At 73.1% G+C, this 18,891-nt stretch carries 23 protein-coding genes; 4 read left to right on the forward strand and 19 right to left on the reverse strand.

All coding sequences use genetic code 11. The features are described 5' to 3' along the window. Positions 1-22: 22 nt before the first annotated feature. The 10 genes from E5083_RS11190 to hisI all read right to left on the reverse strand — a co-directional run bounded on the left by E5083_RS11190 (position 23) and on the right by hisI (position 7,767). Positions 23-799: a DsbA family protein gene (locus E5083_RS11190; protein WP_135785495.1), complete on the reverse strand. Its 777-nt coding sequence runs from the start codon at positions 797-799 to the stop codon at positions 23-25. A 101-nt stretch (positions 800-900) separates the two neighbouring features. After that, positions 901-1,719, reverse strand: a complete 819-nt coding sequence (gene trpA, locus E5083_RS11195; RefSeq protein WP_135785496.1) for a tryptophan synthase subunit alpha — start codon at positions 1,717-1,719, stop codon at positions 901-903. Then, a complete protein-coding gene (trpB, locus tag E5083_RS11200) occupies positions 1,716-3,002 on the reverse strand; it encodes a tryptophan synthase subunit beta (RefSeq protein ID WP_135785497.1) in 1,287 nt (428 codons plus the stop codon). Before trpB ends, trpA begins: the two co-directional genes overlap by 4 nt. Positions 3,003-3,065: 63 nt before the next feature. Then, the gene (gene trpM, locus E5083_RS11205) at positions 3,066-3,284 is read right to left on the reverse strand and encodes a tryptophan biosynthesis modulator TrpM (RefSeq protein ID WP_135785498.1); all 219 of its coding nucleotides are present in this window, start codon (positions 3,282-3,284) and stop codon (positions 3,066-3,068) included. 22 nt (positions 3,285-3,306) lie between these two features. Next, entirely contained in the window at positions 3,307-4,116 is an 810-nt protein-coding gene (gene trpC, locus E5083_RS11210; RefSeq protein ID WP_135785499.1) for an indole-3-glycerol phosphate synthase TrpC, read from the reverse strand. Positions 4,117-4,250: 134 nt separating this feature from the next. Next, positions 4,251-4,694: a DUF2752 domain-containing protein gene (locus E5083_RS11215; protein WP_244317475.1), complete on the reverse strand. Its 444-nt coding sequence runs from the start codon at positions 4,692-4,694 to the stop codon at positions 4,251-4,253. A 91-nt stretch (positions 4,695-4,785) separates the two neighbouring features. Further along, the gene (locus E5083_RS11220; protein ID WP_086696430.1) at positions 4,786-5,043 is read right to left on the reverse strand and encodes an HGxxPAAW family protein; all 258 of its coding nucleotides are present in this window, start codon (positions 5,041-5,043) and stop codon (positions 4,786-4,788) included. 168 nt (positions 5,044-5,211) lie between these two features. Beyond that, positions 5,212-5,850, reverse strand: a complete 639-nt coding sequence (locus E5083_RS11225; protein WP_135785500.1) for a TIGR02234 family membrane protein — start codon at positions 5,848-5,850, stop codon at positions 5,212-5,214. A 49-nt stretch (positions 5,851-5,899) separates the two neighbouring features. After that, positions 5,900-7,381 carry an anthranilate synthase component I gene (locus E5083_RS11230; protein ID WP_135785972.1) on the reverse strand — a complete coding sequence of 494 codons (1,482 nt, stop codon included), beginning with the start codon at positions 7,379-7,381 and terminating at the stop codon, positions 5,900-5,902. A gap of 5 nt (positions 7,382-7,386) precedes the next feature. Next, the gene (hisI, locus tag E5083_RS11235; protein ID WP_130334460.1) at positions 7,387-7,767 is read right to left on the reverse strand and encodes a phosphoribosyl-AMP cyclohydrolase; all 381 of its coding nucleotides are present in this window, start codon (positions 7,765-7,767) and stop codon (positions 7,387-7,389) included. An 82-nt stretch (positions 7,768-7,849) separates the two neighbouring features. Between hisI and E5083_RS11240 the strand changes: the two genes are divergently transcribed. Then, positions 7,850-8,485 (forward strand): TIGR03085 family metal-binding protein, encoded by a 636-nt coding sequence (locus E5083_RS11240; protein WP_135785501.1) that lies wholly within the window; start codon positions 7,850-7,852, stop codon positions 8,483-8,485. 27 nt (positions 8,486-8,512) lie between these two features. After that, entirely contained in the window at positions 8,513-8,911 is a 399-nt protein-coding gene (locus tag E5083_RS11245; RefSeq protein WP_135785502.1) for a VOC family protein, read from the forward strand. Between the two features lie 4 nt (positions 8,912-8,915). On the opposite strand, the gene E5083_RS11250 is transcribed toward E5083_RS11245, so the two are convergent. Genes E5083_RS11250 through hisD form a run of 9 tightly spaced genes read right to left on the reverse strand, consistent with a single transcriptional unit; the run spans position 8,916 to position 15,889 of the window. Next, positions 8,916-10,151, reverse strand: a complete 1,236-nt coding sequence (locus E5083_RS11250) for an MFS transporter (RefSeq protein WP_244317495.1) — start codon at positions 10,149-10,151, stop codon at positions 8,916-8,918. A gap of 34 nt (positions 10,152-10,185) precedes the next feature. Continuing rightward, entirely contained in the window at positions 10,186-10,944 is a 759-nt protein-coding gene (gene hisF / locus E5083_RS11255; RefSeq protein ID WP_086691315.1) for an imidazole glycerol phosphate synthase subunit HisF, read from the reverse strand. Beyond that, complete coding sequence (locus E5083_RS11260) at positions 10,941-11,336, reverse strand: RidA family protein (RefSeq protein WP_135785503.1); 396 nt, start codon at positions 11,334-11,336, stop codon at positions 10,941-10,943. The genes hisF and E5083_RS11260 overlap by 4 nt, the downstream gene beginning before the upstream one ends. Continuing rightward, positions 11,333-12,058, reverse strand: coding sequence for a bifunctional 1-(5-phosphoribosyl)-5-((5-phosphoribosylamino)methylideneamino)imidazole-4-carboxamide isomerase/phosphoribosylanthranilate isomerase PriA (priA, locus tag E5083_RS11265; RefSeq protein WP_135785504.1), 726 nt, complete (start codon positions 12,056-12,058; stop codon positions 11,333-11,335). The genes E5083_RS11260 and priA overlap by 4 nt, the downstream gene beginning before the upstream one ends. A 4-nt stretch (positions 12,059-12,062) precedes the next feature. Continuing rightward, entirely contained in the window at positions 12,063-12,710 is a 648-nt protein-coding gene (gene hisH / locus E5083_RS11270; RefSeq protein ID WP_135785505.1) for an imidazole glycerol phosphate synthase subunit HisH, read from the reverse strand. Next, positions 12,701-12,865 carry a hypothetical protein gene (locus E5083_RS31180; RefSeq protein WP_030810044.1) on the reverse strand — a complete coding sequence of 55 codons (165 nt, stop codon included), beginning with the start codon at positions 12,863-12,865 and terminating at the stop codon, positions 12,701-12,703. The genes hisH and E5083_RS31180 overlap by 10 nt, the downstream gene beginning before the upstream one ends. 5 nt (positions 12,866-12,870) lie before the next feature. Continuing rightward, positions 12,871-13,464: an imidazoleglycerol-phosphate dehydratase HisB gene (gene hisB / locus E5083_RS11275; protein WP_026248532.1), complete on the reverse strand. Its 594-nt coding sequence runs from the start codon at positions 13,462-13,464 to the stop codon at positions 12,871-12,873. Continuing rightward, a complete protein-coding gene (locus tag E5083_RS11280; protein WP_135785506.1) occupies positions 13,461-14,567 on the reverse strand; it encodes a histidinol-phosphate transaminase in 1,107 nt (368 codons plus the stop codon). The genes hisB and E5083_RS11280 overlap by 4 nt, the downstream gene beginning before the upstream one ends. Continuing rightward, on the reverse strand, positions 14,564-15,889 hold the full coding sequence (gene hisD, locus E5083_RS11285) for a histidinol dehydrogenase (protein WP_135785507.1): 1,326 nt from the start codon (positions 15,887-15,889) through the stop codon (positions 14,564-14,566). Before hisD ends, E5083_RS11280 begins: the two co-directional genes overlap by 4 nt. A gap of 232 nt (positions 15,890-16,121) precedes the next feature. On the opposite strand from hisD, the gene E5083_RS11290 reads away from it, so the two are divergent. Next, positions 16,122-17,705, forward strand: coding sequence for an oxidoreductase (locus E5083_RS11290; protein WP_425276714.1), 1,584 nt, complete (start codon positions 16,122-16,124; stop codon positions 17,703-17,705). A 165-nt stretch (positions 17,706-17,870) separates the two neighbouring features. Further along, positions 17,871-18,887 (forward strand): hypothetical protein, encoded by a 1,017-nt coding sequence (locus tag E5083_RS11295; RefSeq protein WP_135785508.1) that lies wholly within the window; start codon positions 17,871-17,873, stop codon positions 18,885-18,887. Positions 18,888-18,891 lie beyond the last annotated feature (4 nt).

Consider the following 18,891-nt stretch of genomic DNA (forward strand, 5'->3'; position numbering starts at 1 on the left):
ACGGGGAGGTGAGAAAACCTCCTCATCCGCGGTCGGCGCTCTCCACCATCTCCTTGAGCTTCTCGGGGGTCATGGACTGGTCCTGGTAGATGTTCTTGCCGCCGAACAGCACGGTCGGCGTGCCGCCGTAGCCGCCGGAGGCGAACGCCTGCTGGGAGCGGTCCACCCAGGTGTTGTGGGTGCCGTCGTTCACACACTTGCGGAACGTCGGCGTGTCGAGTCCCTTGACCTTGCCCGCGAGGTCGATCAGCTTGCCGTTGTCCGCGAAGGCGTCGTCGGTCTCCGGGGGCTGGTTCTCGTACAGCACGTCGTGGAAGTCGCGGAACTTCCCGGCGTCCTGGGCGCAGGCCGCCGCGTTGGCCGAGTGCAGGGAGCCGGTGCCGCCCATGTTGCCGTCGATCAGGCGGACCAGGTGGTACTCGACCCGGAGCTTGCCCGCGTCGGTCAGCTCGTGGAGCGTGGAGCGGTACCGCGTCTCGAAGGACTGGCAGGCGGGGCAGCGGAAGTCCTCCCAGACCGTGAGCGTGGACTTGGCGCCCTCCTTGCCGACCGGGATCGCCAGGCTGTCCTTGCCCTGGGCGCCGGAGGGGGCCACGACCGGGCCCGCGTTCTTGCTGCCCTTGTCCTTGCCCGCGTTCGCCGCGATGACCCCGATCACCGCGGCGAGGCCCAGCACACCGACGACACTGACGCCGACGATCAGCGCGCGCCGGCGCTTCTCCGCGGACTTCTGCTTCTCGCGCTCGGCGGCCAGGCGCTGGCGGGCGTTGCGCTTTCCGTCACGGTTCTTCTCGCTCACACCCCCTGAACGAACCGGGGAGACGCATTGCGCCTCCCCGGCCGGAGGTCCACCCGTTCGAGTGACGGGGAGTGACGTGGGGCGACGTGGAGCGAGGGGGCTCAGGCGCCCCGGCGGACGCCCTTCGCCAGGTCGGCGGCGAGCGCGCGGACGGCCTCGACACCGGCGGCGTCGTCGGGGGCGTCCAGCATGCGCTTGACGAAGGCCGAGCCGACGATGACGCCGTCGGCGAAGGCGGCCACCTCGGCGGCCTGGGCCGCGTCGGAGACCCCGAGGCCGACACAGACGGGCAGGTCGGATCGGGTGGCGCGGGTCCGCGTCACCAGGTCCTCGGCCTGCGCGCCGACGGACTCACGGGTGCCGGTGACGCCCATCAGCGAGGCCGCGTAGACGAAACCGCTGCCCGCCGCGGTGATCTCGGCGAGCCGCGCGTCCCGGCTGCTGGGGGCGACCACGAAGACGGTGGCCAACCCGTGCTTCTCGGCGTGCTCGCGCCACAGCGCGGCCTCCTGCACGGGCAGGTCGGGCAGGATGCAGCCCGCGCCGCCCGCCTCGGCCAGCTCGGCGGTGAACCGCTCGACGCCGTAGCGGTCGATGGGGTTCCAGTAGGTCATCACGAGCACGGGTTTGCCGGTGGCCGCGTGGGCCTCGCGGACCGTACGCATGACGTCCGCGATCCGTACCCCGCCGCGCAGGGCGATGTCGTCGGCGGTCTGGATGACCGGGCCGTCCAGCACCGGATCGCTGTGCGGCAGGCCGACCTCGACGACGTCGGCGCCGCCGTCGAAGGCTGCCTTGATCGCCTCGATGCCGCCGTCCACGGTCGGGAACCCGGCCGGGAGGTAGGCGATGAGCGCGGCGCGGTCCTCGGCCTTCGCGGCGGCGAGGGTGTCCGACAGCAGGTTGATGTTGCCGCTCACTTGGCGTCCCCCTCGATCTCGGCGGTGTGGGCCTCGTCGGCCGCGACCTCGGCGTCGGTGTCGTAGAGCCCGAAGTACCGGGCGGCGGTGTCCATGTCCTTGTCGCCGCGTCCGGAGAGGTTGACGACGATCAGCCCGTCCGGGCCCAGCTCCTTGCCGACCTCCAGGGCACCGGCCAGCGCGTGCGCGCTCTCGATGGCCGGGATGATGCCCTCGGTGCGCGACAGCAGGCGCAGCGCCTGCATGGCGGCGTCGTCGGTGACCGCGCGGTACTCGCCCCGGCCGGAGTCCTTGAGGTAGGAGTGCTCGGGGCCGATGCCGGGGTAGTCCAGGCCGGCCGAGATCGAGTACGGCTCGGTGATCTGGCCCTCGTCGTCCTGGAGTACGTAGGAGCGGGAGCCGTGCAGGATGCCGGGCTCGCCCGCCGTCAGGGTGGCCGCGTGCTCCCCGGTGTCGATGCCGTGCCCGGCGGGCTCGCAGCCGATCAGGCGCACGTCCGCGTCGGGGATGAAGGCGTGGAAGAGGCCGATGGCGTTGGAGCCGCCGCCGACGCAGGCGATGGCGGCGTCGGGCAGGCGTCCGGCGCGCTCCAGGATCTGGCGGCGGGTCTCCACGCCGATGACGCGGTGGAAGTCGCGGACCATCGCCGGGAAGGGGTGGGGTCCGGCGACGGTGCCGAAGAGGTAGTGGGTGTGGTCGACGTTGGCGACCCAGTCGCGGAACGCCTCGTTGATGGCGTCCTTCAGGGTGCGGCTGCCGGACTTCACGGCCACGACCTCGGCGCCGAGCATGCGCATCCGGGCCACGTTGAGGGCCTGGCGCTCGGTGTCGATCTCGCCCATGTAGATGGTGCAGTCGAGGCCGAACAGGGCGCAGGCGGTGGCGGTGGCGACGCCGTGCTGGCCGGCGCCGGTCTCCGCGATGACGCGGGTCTTGCCCATGCGCTTGGTCAGGAGGGCCTGGCCGAGGACGTTGTTGATCTTGTGCGAGCCGGTGTGGTTGAGGTCCTCGCGCTTGAGGAAGACGCGGGCTCCGCCGGCGTGTTCGGCGAACCTGGGGACCTCGGTGAGGGAGCTGGGGCGGCCGGTGTAGTTGACCATGAGGTCGTTCAGTTCGCGGGCGAACTCCGGGTCCGCCTTGGCCTTGTCGTACTCGACGGCGACCTCGTCCACGGCGGCGACGAGGGCCTCCGGGATGAACTTGCCGCCGAAGGCGCCGAAGTAGCCCCCGGTGGTGGGGACTTGACCCTCCGGGTCGGGGAAGAAGTAATCGTTGCTGGGCATGCCAGTACCTCACGGTGAGTGCGTGTGAAAAGACACTGTTCGCCGTGGGGGCGGGGATGGTTATTAGGCTGCGGGCCGTTCGTGGCTGGTCGCGCAGTTCCCCGCGCCCCTGAAGGTCGGCTGTCGCCATCGCATGCCATTGATCTGGCCGGGCTCCGCGCCGATGTGGTACCTCACCCTGCGGCCGTGGACGCGGCGGGCCGGGGCGCGGCAGCCGCGGGGACGGCAGCCGCGCGCGAGGCGGGCGTGGCGGTCCACGGTGGTGGGCAGGGTGAGGTTCATCGGGGTCAAGCCTACCGGGGGATCAGCCGCGGCCGTGCCGGAGCGCGGGGTGCTCGCCCGCGGCCACCAGGTCGGCCACCGCGGTCTTGGGGTCGCGGCCGGTGACCAGGGACTCGCCGACCAGGACGGCGTCGGCGCCCGCGTTGGCGTAGGCGATCAGGTCGTGCGGGCCGCGTACGCCGGACTCCGCGACCTTGACCAGCTCGTCCGGGATCTCCGGAGCGATCCGCTCGAAGGTGCCCCGGTCGACCTCCAGGGTCTTCAGGTTGCGGGCGTTCACCCCGATGATCCTGGCGCCCGCGTCCACGGCACGCTCGATCTCGTCCTCGTCGTGCACCTCGACCAGCGGGGTCAGCCCGATGGACACGGCGCGCTCGATCAGCGACTCCAGCGCGGGCTGCTCCAGCGCGGCCACGATGAGCAGCACCAGGTCGGCGCCGTACGCGCGGGCCTCCCAGAGCTGGTACGAGGTGACGATGAAGTCCTTGCGCAGCACCGGGATGTCCACGCGGGCGCGGACGGCCTCCAGGTCGGCCAGCGAGCCGCCGAAACGGCGCTGCTCGGTGAGGACGGAGATGACGGCGGCGCCGCCCGCCTCGTAGTCCGCGGCGAGGGCGGCGGGGTCGGCGATGGCGGCCAGCGCGCCCTTGGACGGGCTGGAGCGCTTGACCTCGCAGATGACCTTGACGCCGTCGCCCTTGAGGGCGGCCACGCCGTCCTTGGCGGCCGGGGCCTGCGCCGCGCGCTCCTTGAGCTCGTCGAGGCTGACGCGGGCCTGCCGCTCCGCGAGGTCGGCCCGGACTCCGTCGATGATCTCGTCGAGCACGCTCACGCGAGCGGCCCCCTTTCAGCGGTTGGTCTGGGGCGGGTTCGAAAACCCCATGGTCACTGCGATGGTATCCGGAGGAACCGCCGGGGCTCGCATCCGGCGGGCGGCGGTCCCATTACCTGGACATTCCTTGTTGATCAAGGACGGATCGAGCCACCGAACGGCAGGTTCCGGACGACGGTGAAGACCAGCAGCACGGACCCGAGGACCCACAGCGGGGTGCGGCCGAGGACCAGGCGCACCGGCAGCCCCCGCGCGGCGCGCACCGCCCACAGGGTCCACAGCACGGCGAAGGCGAGGTAGGCGGCGACTCCGGCCGCGTTGTCGTGCAGGGCGCCGAGGAGGTCGCCGTGGACGAAGGCGTGCGCGCTGCGCAGTCCGCCGCAGCCGGGGCAGTACAGGCCGGTCAGCGCGTAGAGCGGGCAGACGGGGTAGTGGCCGGGCTGGTTGGGGTCGACGGTGCCGACGTAGGCGAAGGCCCCGGCCACCGCCGCGAGGACACCGGCCGGGGTGGCCAGGCGCCGCCACAGAGGAACCTGGGCGGGCGGGGCGAAGAGCGGGGCACCGCTGTCGGCGTTCACCCTGGCATTCTGCCGTGGCCCCGCCGCGGACGCGCGAAGGGGCGCCTCCGAGCCGTCCGTACGGCTTGGGGGCGCCCCTTCGGTGCTTCGCTCAGCTCTCCGCGGCGACCGGCTCACGGGTGGCCGCGGCGGTAGGGCGGACCGGGGCGGCGTTCTCCTTCGGCATGCCGAGGCCCATGGAGCGCATGATCCAGCCCACGACGCCACCGAGGGCCACGACGACCATGCCGGCCCAGAAGCCGACGGGCTGGGCCATCACGATGAAGGCGCCCGAGACGCAGAAACCGATGAAGGCGATGATGACACCGGTCCAGGCGGCCGGGGTGTGACCGTGGCTGCTGCCCGCCATGACTTGCTCCTCGTTGCTGTGTACGTGTCGAGTACATGCCGTACAGGTCGCACGGCCCGAGCCCGCCCGTCACTGTCCGAGCCGGGTCGCTCGCGGTCCATTCTCCCGTACGCCCGCACGCGATCGACGCGGGGGTGGGAGTCTCGTTGCCCACACTTGGGCCGCGGTTCAGGCGCCGGTGGGGTCCTCGCCCCGGTCCAGGGCCTTCCAGATCTCCTCGGGGCGCTCCGGGTCCACCGGGCGCGCGCTGCGGCGGGGGCGGTCCGTGCCGCGCTCGTAGCGGCCGGACATGGCGGGCCAGCGGGGGCCGTAGCGCAGGGCGAGGAGCCCGGCGAGCAGGATCAGCACGCCTCCGGCGGCGGCCGCGTAGGGCCACGCGGTGTGGCTGAGGGCCTGGACGGTGGCGGAGGTGTCGCCGGTGGTGGCGGCCGCCTTCTCGTCCAGCGCGGAGCCGTCCGCGACCCCGCCGAGCGCGGCGGCGACGATGCCCGCGCCGGAGAGAGTGAGCAGCGCGGCGACGGCGAACCGGCCCGCCCGGCGCACCGCGAACACGGCGACCAGCGCGGCGAGGCCCACCACGGCGAGGGCGGCCGGGACGCCGGTGACGTCGCTGCCCGTGGCGGTCAGCGGGAAGTTCCCGCCGGCGACGGTCGCGGTCCCCTCGGCCCAGCGCTGCCGGGTCGCCAGCAGCGCCACGGCCGCGCCGAGCGCGCCGGACAGCAAGGCGGCGGCCAGGCTGCGCCGGCCGGAGCGGGCGGGCGCGGCGACTTCGGAACGGGGGTGCGGTACGGCAGTCACGTACTCCACTATCGCCTGAACCCGCCACGAAGCGTCATCCGGGGTTCCCGCGAACGGGTCACACCGTGCCCAGCCGGTTGGCGGTGTGCACGGCGCGCAGCACGGCCGCCGCCTTGTTGCGGCACTCCTGGTCCTCCGCGACCGGGTCGGAGTCCGCGACGATCCCCGCTCCGGCCTGCACATATGCGGTGCCGTCGCGCAGCAGGGCGGTGCGGATGGCGATCGCGGTGTCGGAGTCGCCCGCGAAGTCGAGGTAGCCGACGCAGCCGCCGTACAGACCGCGCCGGGAGGGCTCGAGTTCGTCGATGATCTGCATCGCGCGGGGCTTGGGAGCGCCGGAGAGGGTGCCGGCCGGGAAGCAGGCGGTGAGCACGTCGAAGGCGGTACGGCCGCCGGCGACCTCGCCGGTGACGGTGGACACGATGTGCATCACGTGCGAGTAGCGCTCGATCGACATGAAGTCCACGACCTCCACCGAGCCGGGTTCGCAGACCCGGCCGAGGTCGTTGCGGCCGAGGTCGACCAGCATCAGGTGCTCGGCGCGCTCCTTGGGGTCGGCCATCAGCTCGTCGGCGAGCGCCTGGTCCTCCTGCGGAGTGGCGCCCCGGTGCCGGGTGCCGGCGATGGGGTGCACCATCGCCCGGCCGTCCTCGACCTTGACCAGCGCCTCGGGCGAGGAGCCGACCACGTCGAACCCGTCGAACCGGAACAGGTACATGTACGGGGACGGGTTGGTGGCCCGCAGCACCCGGTACACGTCGAGCGCGCTCGCGGTGCAGGGCGTCTCGAAGCGCTGGGAGGGGACGACCTGGAACGCCTCGCCCGCGCGGATGCGCTCCTTGACGTCCTCCACGGCCTCCCGGAAGTCGGGGCCGCCCCACAGCGCGGTGTACTCGGGCAGTTCGGAGGGCGGCAGCACGGCCGGGGGCTGGGCGACCGGGCGGGCCAGGTCGGCCTCCATGGCGTCGAGCCGGGCGACCGCGTCGGCGTACGCCTCGTCCACGCCGGTGTCGAGGTCGTTGTGGTTGATCGCGTTGGCGATCAGCAGGACCGAGCCCTCCCAGTGGTCCATCACCGCGAGATCGCTGGTGAGGAGCATGGTCAGCTCGGGGAGCTTCAGGTCGTCGCGCTCGCCGGGGCCGATCTTCTCCAGGCGGCGGACGATGTCGTAGCCGAGGTAGCCGACCATGCCGCCGGTGAAGGGCGGCAGACCCTCCTGGTGCGGGGTGTGCAGGGCCTGGAGGGTGGCGCGCAGCGCGGCGAGCGGGTCGCCGTCGGTGGGGACGCCGACCGGCGGGGTGCCGAGCCAGTGGGCCTCGCCGTCGCGGGTGGTGAGGGTGCCGGCGGAGCGGACACCGACGAAGGAGTACCGGGACCAGGAGCGGCCGTTCTCTGCGGACTCCAGCAGGAAGGTGCCGGGGCGTTCGGCGGCGAGCTTGCGGTAGAGGGCGACGGGGGTGTCGCCGTCGGCGAGGAGCTTGCGGGTGACCGGGATGACCCGCCGGTCGGCGGCGAGCTTGCGGAAGGTGTCGAGGTCCATGGCGCTCACCGGTCCTCCCCCTTCAGCAGCACGTCGGCGTCGAAGCAGGTCCGGTCGCCGGTGTGGCAGGCGGCACCCGTCTGGTCGACCTTGACCAGCACGGTGTCGGCGTCGCAGTCCAGCGCGACCGACTTGACGACCTGGACGTGGCCGGAGGTGTCGCCCTTGACCCAGTACTCCTGGCGGCTGCGGGACCAGTACGTGCAGCGGCCGGTGGTCAGCGTGCGGTGCAGCGCCTCGTCGTCCATCCAGCCGAGCATCAGCACCTCGCCGGTGTCGTACTGCTGGGCCACGGCGGGGACGAGGCCGTCCGGGTCGCGCTTGAGGCGGGCGGCGATCTCGGGGTCGAGGCCGCTGGGACGGGGGCTGCCGGTCGTACGGGTCATGGGTGCCATTGTGCCGTGCGGTGCCCGGGGTCACGTTCCGTGTCCGCTGCGTGGTCCTCGGGGGTGGCCGTACGCTGAAGTCATGTCGACCTTCGCCAAGCGTGAACGGCTCCTGCTCGCAGACCTCTTGGAAACCGCCGGCCCGGACGCACCGACCCTGTGCGAGGGCTGGACGACCCGTGATCTCGCCGCACACGTGGTGGTGCGCGAACGGCGCCCCGACGCGGCGGCCGGGATGCTCGCCAAGCCGCTGGCCTCCCGGCTGGACCGGGTGATGGACGAGTACGCCGCCAAGCCCTACGACGAGCTGATCCGGCTGATCCGCACCGGCCCGCCGAAGTACTCCCCGTTCCGGCTGAAGCAGGTGGACGAGGCCGCCAACACCGTCGAGTTCTACATCCACGCCGAGGACGTGCGCCGCGCCCAGCCGGACTGGAGCCCGCGCGAGCTGGACCCGGTGTTCCAGGACCTGCTCTGGACGCGGCTGGAGCGCACGGCCCGGATGACCGGCCGGCACGCGCCGACCGGCCTGGTGCTGCGCCGCCCGGACGGCCGTACGGCGGTGGCGCACCGGGGCACGCCGGTGGTCACGGCGACCGGTGAGCCCTCGGAGCTGCTGATGTTCGCCTACGGGCGGCAGGACGCGGCCAAGGTGGCGCTGGAGGGCGACGCGGACGCGATCACCGCCCTGCACGACTGCCGTCAGCTCGGTCTCTGACCCGCCTCTGACCGGCTGGGAGCCGTCATGATCAAGGTCGCCATGACCGGGGTGTACGTGGACGACGTGGCGCGGGCGCACGCCTTCTACACGGAGGTGCTGGGGTTCGAGACCCGGCTGCACCTGGACCTCGGCGACGGCGTGCTGTTCGTGACGGTGGGCGCGCCCCAGGGGGCCCAGCCGGACCTCCAACTGCTGCTGGAGCCCGGCGGCGGCCCCATCGCCGAGCCGTACCGCACCGCCCTGTACGACGCCGGCCTGCCGACCATCGTGTTCGAGGTGGACGACATGCGCGTGGAGTACGAGCGGCTGCGCGCCGCCGGTGTCCGGTTCACCCATCCCCCGCAGGAGCAGGGGCCGCTGCTGGCGGCGGTGTTCGACGACACGGTGGGCAATCTGGTCCAGCTCACCCAGCGGCTGCGCTGAGGGCTCAGGCGGGCAGCTCGGCCCGCCTGAGGTGCGGGAAGCACAGCACGACGACCCCGCCAAGACCGCACACCGCCGCGCTGGCCACGAACACCGGCCCGAGCCCCCAGACGCCGATCGCGGTGGCCGCGAACGGCATGCTCAGCGGGGCGAGCCCCAGGCTGACCAGGCTGGCGACGGCCGTGATCCGGCCCAGGTAGGCGGGATCGGCCTGGGTCTGGAGCAACGCCCCGCACATCGCGCCGCTGAGCCCGGCGAGCAGCCCGACCAGCAGGGCCACACCGACCGCGGCGGGGAGCACCGGTACGTAGGCGAGGGCGCCGATGGCCACGGACCCGGCGAGGATCGAGCAGGCCGCGGTCAGTCCGGCGCGCGGGACCCGGCCGCGTACCGCGAGCAGCAGCGAGACGGCGCCCGCGCCGACGCCGAACCCGGCGAGCACCCAGCCCATGCCGGCCGCGCCCCAGCCGCGCCGGTCGGCGAGCAGGGTGAGGCCGACGTTGAGCGGGCCGACGAAGCCGAAGTCGCCGAGGGCGATGGCGAGCATCAGCGGGCCGAGGACGCGGTGGCGGCGGACGTAGCGCAGGCCGTCCACCAGCCCGGCCCAGGCGGTGCCCGCCGCGCGGGCGGTGTCCTCGGCGGGCAGCGGCCTGATCCGGACGGTGACCAGCAGGGGCAGCGACAGTGCGATGAGCAGTCCGGCCAGCCCGAACGCGGTGGCCGCGCCGCCCATGGCGACGCCGAGGCCGCCGAGCGGGGCGCCGACGACACCGGCGATCCGGATGGCGAGCCCACGCAGTCCCTGGACCCGGGCGAGCTGGCCGGGTGCGGTGATCCGGGCCGGGAGCGCGCCGACGGCCGGCATGAAGACGGCGTCGACGGTGCCGAAGACCAGCGCCAGTGCGGCCAGCGGCCACAGTCCGGGCGTGCTGACGGACAGCAGCGCGGCCACCGCGAGCACGGCCGCGCACCGCACGGCATCGCTGCCGACGACCACCCGGCGCGGCCCGAACCGGTCCGCGATCACCCCGCCGCCCAGCAGCAGCAACGCCCTGGGCACCGCGCTGGCCGCCATCACCAGCCCGGCCTGCGAGGGGCTTCCGGTCCGGACGGCGGCCCAGGACAGGGCGATGTAGTAGACGTTGTCCCCGAGCATGGACGCGGTGTACGCGCCCAGCCAGCGCAGGACGTTGGGGTCACGATGAGCCGCCCGGTCGCCTGTCGGGGCGGCCGGGCGTATCTCGCTGTCGGTGACGGGAGGCGGTTCAGACAGCTCAGACACGGACCGGGTGGCCCGCTTCTCGCAGGGTGTGCTTGACCTGGCCGATGCGCAGGTCGCCGAAGTGGAAGACGGAGGCGGCCAGCACCGCGTCCGCGCCCGCGTCGACGGCCGGCGGGAAGTGCGCGAGGGCGCCCGCGCCGCCGGAGGCGATGACCGGGACCGAGACGTGCTTGCGGACGGCCGCCAGCATGTCGAGGTCGTAGCCGTCCTTGGTGCCGTCGGCGTCCATCGAGTTGAGCAGGATCTCGCCCGCGCCCAGCTCGGCGGCCCGGTGCGCCCACTCGACCGCGTCGATGCCGGTGCCGGTGCGGCCGCCGTGGGTGGTGACCTCGAAGGAGCCGGACGGGGTACGGCGGGCGTCCACCGAGAGGACCAGCACCTGGCGGCCGAACCGCTCGGCGATCTCACGGATGAGGTCGGGCCGGGCGATGGCGGCCGTGTTGACGCCCACCTTGTCCGCGCCCGCGCGCAGCAGCTTGTCCACGTCCTCGGCGGTGCGGACGCCGCCGCCGACGGTGAGCGGGATGAAGACCTGCTCGGCGGTGCGGCGCACCACATCGTAGGTGGTCTCCCGGTCGCCGGAGGAGGCGGTGATGTCCAGGAAGGTCAGCTCGTCGGCGCCCTCGGCGTCGTAGACCTTGGCCATCTCCACCGGGTCGCCGGCGTCGCGCAGGTTCTGGAAGTTGACGCCCTTGACGACCCGGCCGTTGTCCACGTCCAGGCAGGGGATCACACGTACGGCCAGGGTCATGCGGACACTCCTCGGAACGCCTCCACCTCGATCTCGACGACCAGGCTGGGGTCCACGAAACCGGAGACGATGATCATGGATGCGGCGGGCCGCACGGTGTCGAACAGTTCCTTGTGTGCGCGGCCCACCTCCTCCACATCGCGGGCATGGGTGATGTACATACGGGTGCGCACCACATCGTCACGGCCGAGCCCCACCTGGGCCAGCGCGCCGAGCGCGACGCCGAAGGCGTTGACTGCCTGCTCGTACGGGCCGCCCCCGGCGATCTGGCCGTCCACGATGGAGGTGCAGCCGGAGACCAGCACCAGACCGTTGGGCAGCTCCACGGCGCGGGAGTAGCCGAACTGGTCCTCCCAGGGCGCGCCGGTGCTGATCCGGCGTACGTCGCTCACCGGGACACCGCCGCGAGGGCCTCTTCCAGGGTGAACGCCTTGGCGTACAGCGCCTTGCCGACGATGGCGCCCTCGACGCCGAGCGGGACCAGGCCGGCGATGGCGCGCAGGTCGTCCAGCGAGGAGACGCCGCCGGAGGCGACGACCGGGCGGTCGGTGGCGGCGCAGACGCTCTTCAGCAGCTCCAGGTTGGGGCCCTGGAGGGTGCCGTCCTTGGCGATGTCGGTGACCACGTAGCGGGCGCAGCCCTCGCGGTCCAGGCGGGCGAGGGTCTCGTAGAGGTCGCCGCCGTCACGGGTCCAGCCGCGGCCGCGCAGGGTGGTGCCGCGTACGTCGAGGCCGACGGCGATCTTGTCGCCGTGCTCGGCGATGACCTTGGCGACCCACTCGGGGGTCTCCAGCGCGGCGGTGCCGAGGTTGACGCGGGTGCAGCCGGTGGCGAGGGCGGCGGCGAGGGTGTCGTCGTCGCGGATGCCGCCGGACAGCTCCACCTTGATGTCCATGGCCCCGGCGACCTCGGCGATCAGGGCCCGGTTGTCACCGGTGCCGAACGCGGCGTCCAGGTCGACCAGATGCAGCCACTCGGCGCCCGCGCGCTGCCAGGCGAGGGCCGCCTCCAGCGGGGAGCCGTAGGAGGTCTCGGAGCCGGACTCGCCGTGCACGAGGCGTACGGCCTGGCCGTCGCGGACGTCGACGGCGGGGAGCAGTTCGAGCTTGGCCATGGTCTTAGAGGGTTCCGATCCAGTTGGTGAGGAGCTGGGCGCCGGCGTCGCCGGACTTCTCGGGGTGGAACTGGGTGGCGGCCAGCGCGCCGTTCTCCACGGCGGCGACGAACGGCCCGCCGTAGGCCGACCAGGTCACCGCGGGCGGGGTCATGGCCGCGTTGAGCTGCTCGAAGTCCCAGTCCTGCACGGCGTAGGAGTGCACGAAGTAGAAGCGGCTCTCGGGGTCGAGCCCGGCGAAGAGGCGGGAGTCGGCCGGGGCGTCGACGGTGTTCCAGCCCATGTGGGGCACCACGTCTGCCTTGAGCGGGCCGACCGTGCCGGGCCACTCGTCCAGCCCGTCGGTCTCCACTCCGTGCTCGATGCCGCGCGCGAACAGGATCTGCATGCCGACGCAGATGCCGAGCACCGGGCGGCCGCCGGCCAGGCGCCGGTCGACGACCCAGTCGCCGCGGGCCTCGCGCAGGCCGGTCATGCAGGCGGCGAAGGCGCCGACGCCGGGCACCAGCAGGCCGTCGGCGTTCATCGCCTTGTCGAAGTCGCGGGTGATCTCCACCTCGGCGCCCACGCGGGCGAGCGCGCGCTCGGCGGAACGGACGTTGCCGAAGCCGTAGTCGAAGACCACGACCTTCTTCACGTCGCTCAACTCCACACCCCCAGCCGCATGACGCCCGCGACCAGGCACATGGCCGCGCCGATGGAGACCAGCACGATCAGGCTGGTGGGCATCTTCTGCTTGACGAAGGAGATGATGCCGCCGACCAGGAAGAGGCCGACGACGATCAGGATGGTGGACAGTCCGGTCATGGGATTTACAGCGCGCCCTTCGTGGAGGGGAGGATGCCGGCCGCGCGCGGGTCACGCTCACTGGCGTAGCGCAGGGCGCGGGCGAGGGCCTTGAACTGGCACTCCACGATGTGGTGCGCGTTGCGCCCGTAGGGCACGTGCACGTGCAGCGCGATCTGGGCCTGGGCGACGAAGGACTCCAGGATGTGCCGGGTCATCGTGGTGTCGTACTCGCCGATCATCGGCGCCATCTTCTCGGGCTCGGTGTGCACGAGGTAGGGGCGGCCGGAGAGGTCGACGGTGACCTGGGCGAGGGACTCGTCCAGCGGGACCGTGCAGTTGCCGAAGCGGTAGATGCCCACCTTGTCGCCGAGCGCCTGCTTGAAGGCGGCGCCGAGCGCGAGGGCGGTGTCCTCGATGGTGTGGTGGGTGTCGATGTGCAGGTCGCCGTCGGTCTTCACGGTGAGGTCGAACAGGCCGTGCCGGCCGAGCTGGTCGAGCATGTGGTCGTAGAAGCCGACGCCGGTGGCGATGTCGGTCTTGCCGGTGCCGTCGAGGTCGATCTCGACGAGGACCGAGGTCTCCTTGGTGGTGCGCTGCACGCGTCCTGTGCGGCTCATGCGTCAAGCTCCTTCTTCAAGTCCCGTACCGCGTCGAGGAACGCGTCGTTCTCTTCGGGGGTTCCGGCGGTCACCCGCAGCCAGCCGGGCACGCCGTTGTCCCGGACCAGCACCCCCTTGTCGAGGATGCGCCGCCACGCGCCGTGGGTGTCCTCGAAGCGGCCGAACTGTACGAAGTTGGCGTCGGACTCGGTCACCTCGTAACCGATGGCCCGCAGTTCGGCGACGAGCCGGTCCCGCTCGGCCTTGAGCTGCTCGACATAGCCGAGCAGCGTGTCGGTGTGCTCCAGCGCGGCGAGCGCGGTCGCCTGGGTGACGGCGCTCAGGTGGTAGGGCAGCCGGACCAACTGGACGGCGTCCACCACGGCGGGGTCGGCGGCCAGATAGCCGAGGCGCAGGCCGGCGGCGCCGAACGCCTTGGACATGGTCCGCGAGACCACCAGGTGCGGGCGCCCTTCGAGGAGCGGCAGCAGCGAGTCGCCGTGGCTGAACTCGATGTACGCCTCGTCCACGACCACCATGGACGGCTTCGCCGCCTGCGCGGCCTCGTACAGCGCGAGGACGGTCTCGGGCGGGACGGCGTTGCCGGTGGGGTTGTTGGGGGTGGTGATGAAGACGACGTCGGGCTTGTGCTCGGCGATGGCGCGCTCGGCGGCGGGCAGGTCGATGGTGAAGTCCGCGCCGCGCGGCCCGGAGATCCACCCGGTCCCGGTGCCGCGCGCGATCAGCGCGTGCATCGAGTACGACGGCTCGAAGCCGAGCGCGGTGCGGCCGGGCCCGCCGAAGGTCTGCAGGAGCTGCTGGATGACCTCGTTGGAGCCGTTGGCCGCCCAGACGTTTTCGACGCCGAGGGGGTGATGCCCGGTCGTGGTGAGGTACTTGGCGAGTTCGGTGCGGAGCTGGACCGCGTCCCGGTCGGGGTAGCGGTTCAGGTTCCGGGCGGCGTCGCGCACCCGCTCCGCGATCCGCTCGACCAGCGGCTCGGGCAGAGGGTAGGGGTTCTCGTTGGTGTTCAGCCGGACGGGGACGTCCAACTGGGGCGCGCCGTAGGGGGACTTGCCGCGCAGCTCGTCCCGTACGGGGAGTTCGTCGATGCCGGTCACTTGGTCCCCGGTACCTTCCAGCCGAAGCGGGCCTTGACGGCCGCGCCGTGCGCGGGCAGGTCCTCCGCCTCCGCGAGGGTCACCACGTGGTGGGCGACCTCGGCGAGGGCGTCCTCGGTGTAGTCGACGATGTGGATGCCGCGCAGGAAGGACTGCACGGACAGGCCCGAGGAGTGGCAGGCGCAGCCGCCGGTGGGCAGCACGTGGTTGGACCCGGCCGCGTAGTCCCCGAGGGAGACCGGCGCCCAGGGGCCGATGAAGACCGCGCCCGCGTTGCGCACCCGGTCGGCGACGGCGGCCGCGTCGCGGGTCTGGATCTCCAGGTGCTCGGCGCCGTACGCGTCGACCACCCGCAGGCCCTCCTCGACGCCGTCCACCAGGACGATCGCGGACTGCTGCCCGTTCAGCGCGGGCACGATCCGGTCGTCGATGTGCTTGGTGGCGGCGACCTGCGTCTTCAGCTCCGCCTCCACCGCGTCGGCCAGGGCGACCGAGTCGGTGACGAGGACGGCGGCGGCCAGCGGGTCGTGCTCGGCCTGGCTGATCAGGTCGGAGGCGACGTGCACCGGGTCGGCGGTGTCGTCGGCGAGGACCGCGATCTCGGTCGGGCCCGCCTCGGCGTCGATGCCGATCCTGCCGGTGAAGAAGCGCTTGGCGGCGGCGACCCAGATGTTGCCGGGGCCGGTGACCATGTTGGCCGGCGGGCAGGACTCGGTGCCGTAGGCGAACATCGCGACGGCGGTGGCGCCGCCGGCCGCGTACACCTCGTCCACGCCGAGCAGGGCGCAGGCGGCGAGGATGGTGGGGTGCGGGAGACCGCCGAACTCGGCCTGCGGCGGGGAGGCGAGTGCGACGGAGCCGACGCCGGCCTCCTGCGCGGGCACCACGTTCATGATCACGGAGGAGGGGTAGACCGAGCGGCCGCCGGGCGCGTAGAGCCCGACGCGGTCGACGGGGACCCACTTCTCGGTGACGGTGCCGCCGGGCACGACCTGGGTGGTGTGGGAGTTACGGCGCTGGGCGCGGTGGACCAGGCGGGCCCGGCGGATGGACTCCTCCAGGGCGGCGCGCACGGCCGGGTCGAGGGCCTGGAGCGCGTCGGTGAGCGCCTGGGCCGGGACACGGACGGATTCCAGCCGTACTCCGTCGAACTTCTCCGCGAAGTCGATCAGTGCCGCGTCGCCACGATGATGCACGGCCTCGCAGATCGGACGCACCTTCTCCAGGGCGGCCGAGACGTCGAAGTCGGCTCGGGGCAGCAGGTCGCGCAGGGCGGGGCTCTCGGGGAGGGCGTCGCCGCGCAGATCGATTCGGGAGATCACAGTCCCAATTCTCTCAGACCGGCGCCGGGCCCCGTCCGCGCGTATCAATGGCTGATACAGAACGTGGGACAACCGGTGGCACAGTGCGTGGCCGGAACCCGCGATTTCACCCTCACTTTGTGTGTCGAACCCGTCACTCAGCGGGCATGAGCCGGGGAACGACGTGTGGGACGGACGTGGGCGGCGGGCCGGGCGGTGACGCCCGTGGCCGGCTCGCGGGAGAGGAGCCGCGGTGACCGAGGCACTGGCGGCGGGTCCGGGCGCCCAGGAGCTGCCGGACGATCTGACCCCGGCCGAGGCGGGCATGTGGCAGGCGTTCCGCAACGGCAGCGTGTACGACCTGAGCAGCGGCGAGCCCGGCGTGGACGATCCGCACGGGGGCGTCCCCTGGGGCCCGGAGCGCAGTGTGCGGGCGCGGGTGGTGTGCTGGCTGCTGCTGGACGGCCCGCCGGCGCTCGCGGGCCGGGTCTCCTCGCTGAAGCTGACCGGGGTGCGGATCACCGGCACGGTGGACCTGGCGGGCGGCACCGTCACGCCGTACGTGGAGCTGCGGTGCTGCCGGTTCGACGACGAGGTCCGGGTGCCGGAGGCGCACTTCACCACCGTGCGCCTGGTGGACTGCGCGGTGCCCCGCCTGGAGGCGGCGCGGGTGCGCACCGAGGGCGATCTGCATCTGGCGCGCTGCCGGTTCCGTACCGGCATCCGGCTGACCGACGCCCGGATAGGCACCGACCTGATGCTGAACCAGGCGGTGGCGCACCGGGACCGGGGCGGCCGGTCCATCGCGGCGGACGGCATGACGGTCGGCCAGGACCTCCAGGCGGAGATGCTGGAGTCGTACGGCGAACTCCGGCTGCGCGGCGCCCAGGTCGGGGTGTCGCTGAGCCTGCGCGGGGCCCGGCTGTCCAACCCTTACGCCCGGCTGGCGCTGAACGCCCCGCAGCTCACGGTGGAGCGCACCCTGTATCTGACCCCGGCCGCGGTGGGCAGCCCGCTGCTGAGCGGGACGACACCGGCGCGCGGGACGCGGGTGCAGCGGTTCGAGTGCCGGGGCGGGATGCGGCTGGACGACGGGCGGTTCGGGGACGCGGTGGACCTGGAGGGGGCGCGGTTCGTGCTCACCGACGACCAGGAGCTGTCGCTGCGCCGGGTGCAGACGCCCGAGCTGCGCTTCCTCGGGGACCGGCCGCCGTCGGGCCGGGTGGTGCTGTCGGGCGCCCGGATCGTCAACCTGGTGGACCACGCGGGCAGTTGGCCGGAGCCGGGGAACCTCCAGATGAGCGGCTTCACCTACGAGAACCTGGTCCCGCGCGGCCCCTTCCCGCTGGCCCACCGGCTGGACTGGGTGGCGGCGGCGACCGCCGAGTACCACCCGGAGCCGTACGAGCGGCTGGCCGCCGTGCTGCGGGCGGCCGGGGAGGACGAGGACGCCCGCGACGTGCTTCTGGCCAAGCACCGCAGACGCCGCGAGACCCTGCCGCTCGCGGCCAAGCTGTGGGGGTACGCGCAGGACTGGACGGTCGCCTACGGGTACCGGCCGGGCCGGGCCGCGCTGTGGCTCGCGGTGCTGTGGGCGGCGGGCACGCTGGCGTTCGCGCACGCCGATCCGCCCCCGGCGCACTCGGAGGACCATCCGGCGTGGAGTCCGGCGCTGCTGACGCTGGACCTGCTGCTGCCGGTGATCGACCTGGGCCAGCTCGACCAGTGGCGGCTGCGCGGGGCGTGGCCGTGGCTGGCGGCGGTGCTGATCATCCTGGGCTGGGTGCTGGCGACGGCGGTGGCGGCGGGGGCGACGCGGCTGCTGCGGCGGAGCTGAGGCGGAGGGGGCGCGGGGGACGCGTGGGGCTCGTGGGGCCTTTTCGGTGGCAGGGGCCTGACAATAGTGGAAAAGCTACCTTTTTGCGGTTCCTTGACCCTCGGCGGCACAACCTTCCACAACTTGCCCCAACCCTCTGGCGCGGGCCCGACCTGCGGACTTTCAATGGTCGGCACCATGGTTCTGCTGCCGGCGTTCCTCCGCCCCACCCGGAAGACACGACGCGCCTCGCGCCCGGACTCCCCCGCACCGGCCGACGACGTCGTCCTCGACGCGCCCGACGACCGCCTCTCCCCCGCCCTGGTCTCGGCCGGGCAGGGCGAGTTCACGGTCGCCGCCGCCCTGCTCGCGGCCACCCGCGCGGCGGCCCAGTGGGAGGAGCGCGACGCCTACGCCACCCGGCTCGCCGCCTTCGCCCGCTCCCGCCCCGAGTGGTTCGAGGCGTGGCGCGCGGCCGACCCCGGCGACCCCGGCGTGCTGCTGGTCGGCGCCCAGTTGGCCGTGGACCGCGCCTGGCCCTCGCCGGGCCGGGCCGAGCTGCTGCGCGAGGCCAGCCCGCTGATCACCGCCGCCGCCCGCGCCGACGACCGCGACCCGGTGCCCTGGCGGATCGCGCTGGACCACGCGCGCGGCTCCCGCGCGGGCCACCGCTACTTCGAGGAGCTGTGGGAGGCGGCCGTACGCCGCTCCCCGCACCACTACGGCTGCCATGTGGCCGCGCTGCGCTATCTGGCCACCTTCTGGCACGGCTCGCACCGCGAGTGCTTCGACTTCGCCGAGCCTGCCGCCCAGGACGCCCCGCCCGGCTCGCTGGTGCAGGCGCTCCCGCTGCGGGCCGCCTTCGGCTACCTCACCGACGCCTGCGGCCCCGAGGTGCCCCGCGAGCGGCTGCTCGCCGCCGCCGACCGCGCGGTGGCCCTCTCGGCCCGCTTCCCGGCGGCCGACCCCCGCCCGGCCGAGGTCCGCAACAAGCTGCTGTACGTGCTGCTGCGCCTGGAGCGCTGGGAGGAGGCCCGTACCCAGCTCGCGCTGATCGGCCCGTACGCCACCTCGTTCCCCTGGAACCGGGTGTCCGAGGACCCGCTCGGGCACTTCCTGCGGCTGCGCGACGCCCTGCTGACCGACGCCCCGCCCGCCGCCCTGGCCGCTCTGCTGCCGATCCCGCCGCGCGCCCGCGTCTGAGCCC

Source organism: Streptomyces bauhiniae, from assembly GCF_004784475.1.
GTDB classification, from domain to species: domain Bacteria; phylum Actinomycetota; class Actinomycetes; order Streptomycetales; family Streptomycetaceae; genus Streptomyces; species Streptomyces seoulensis.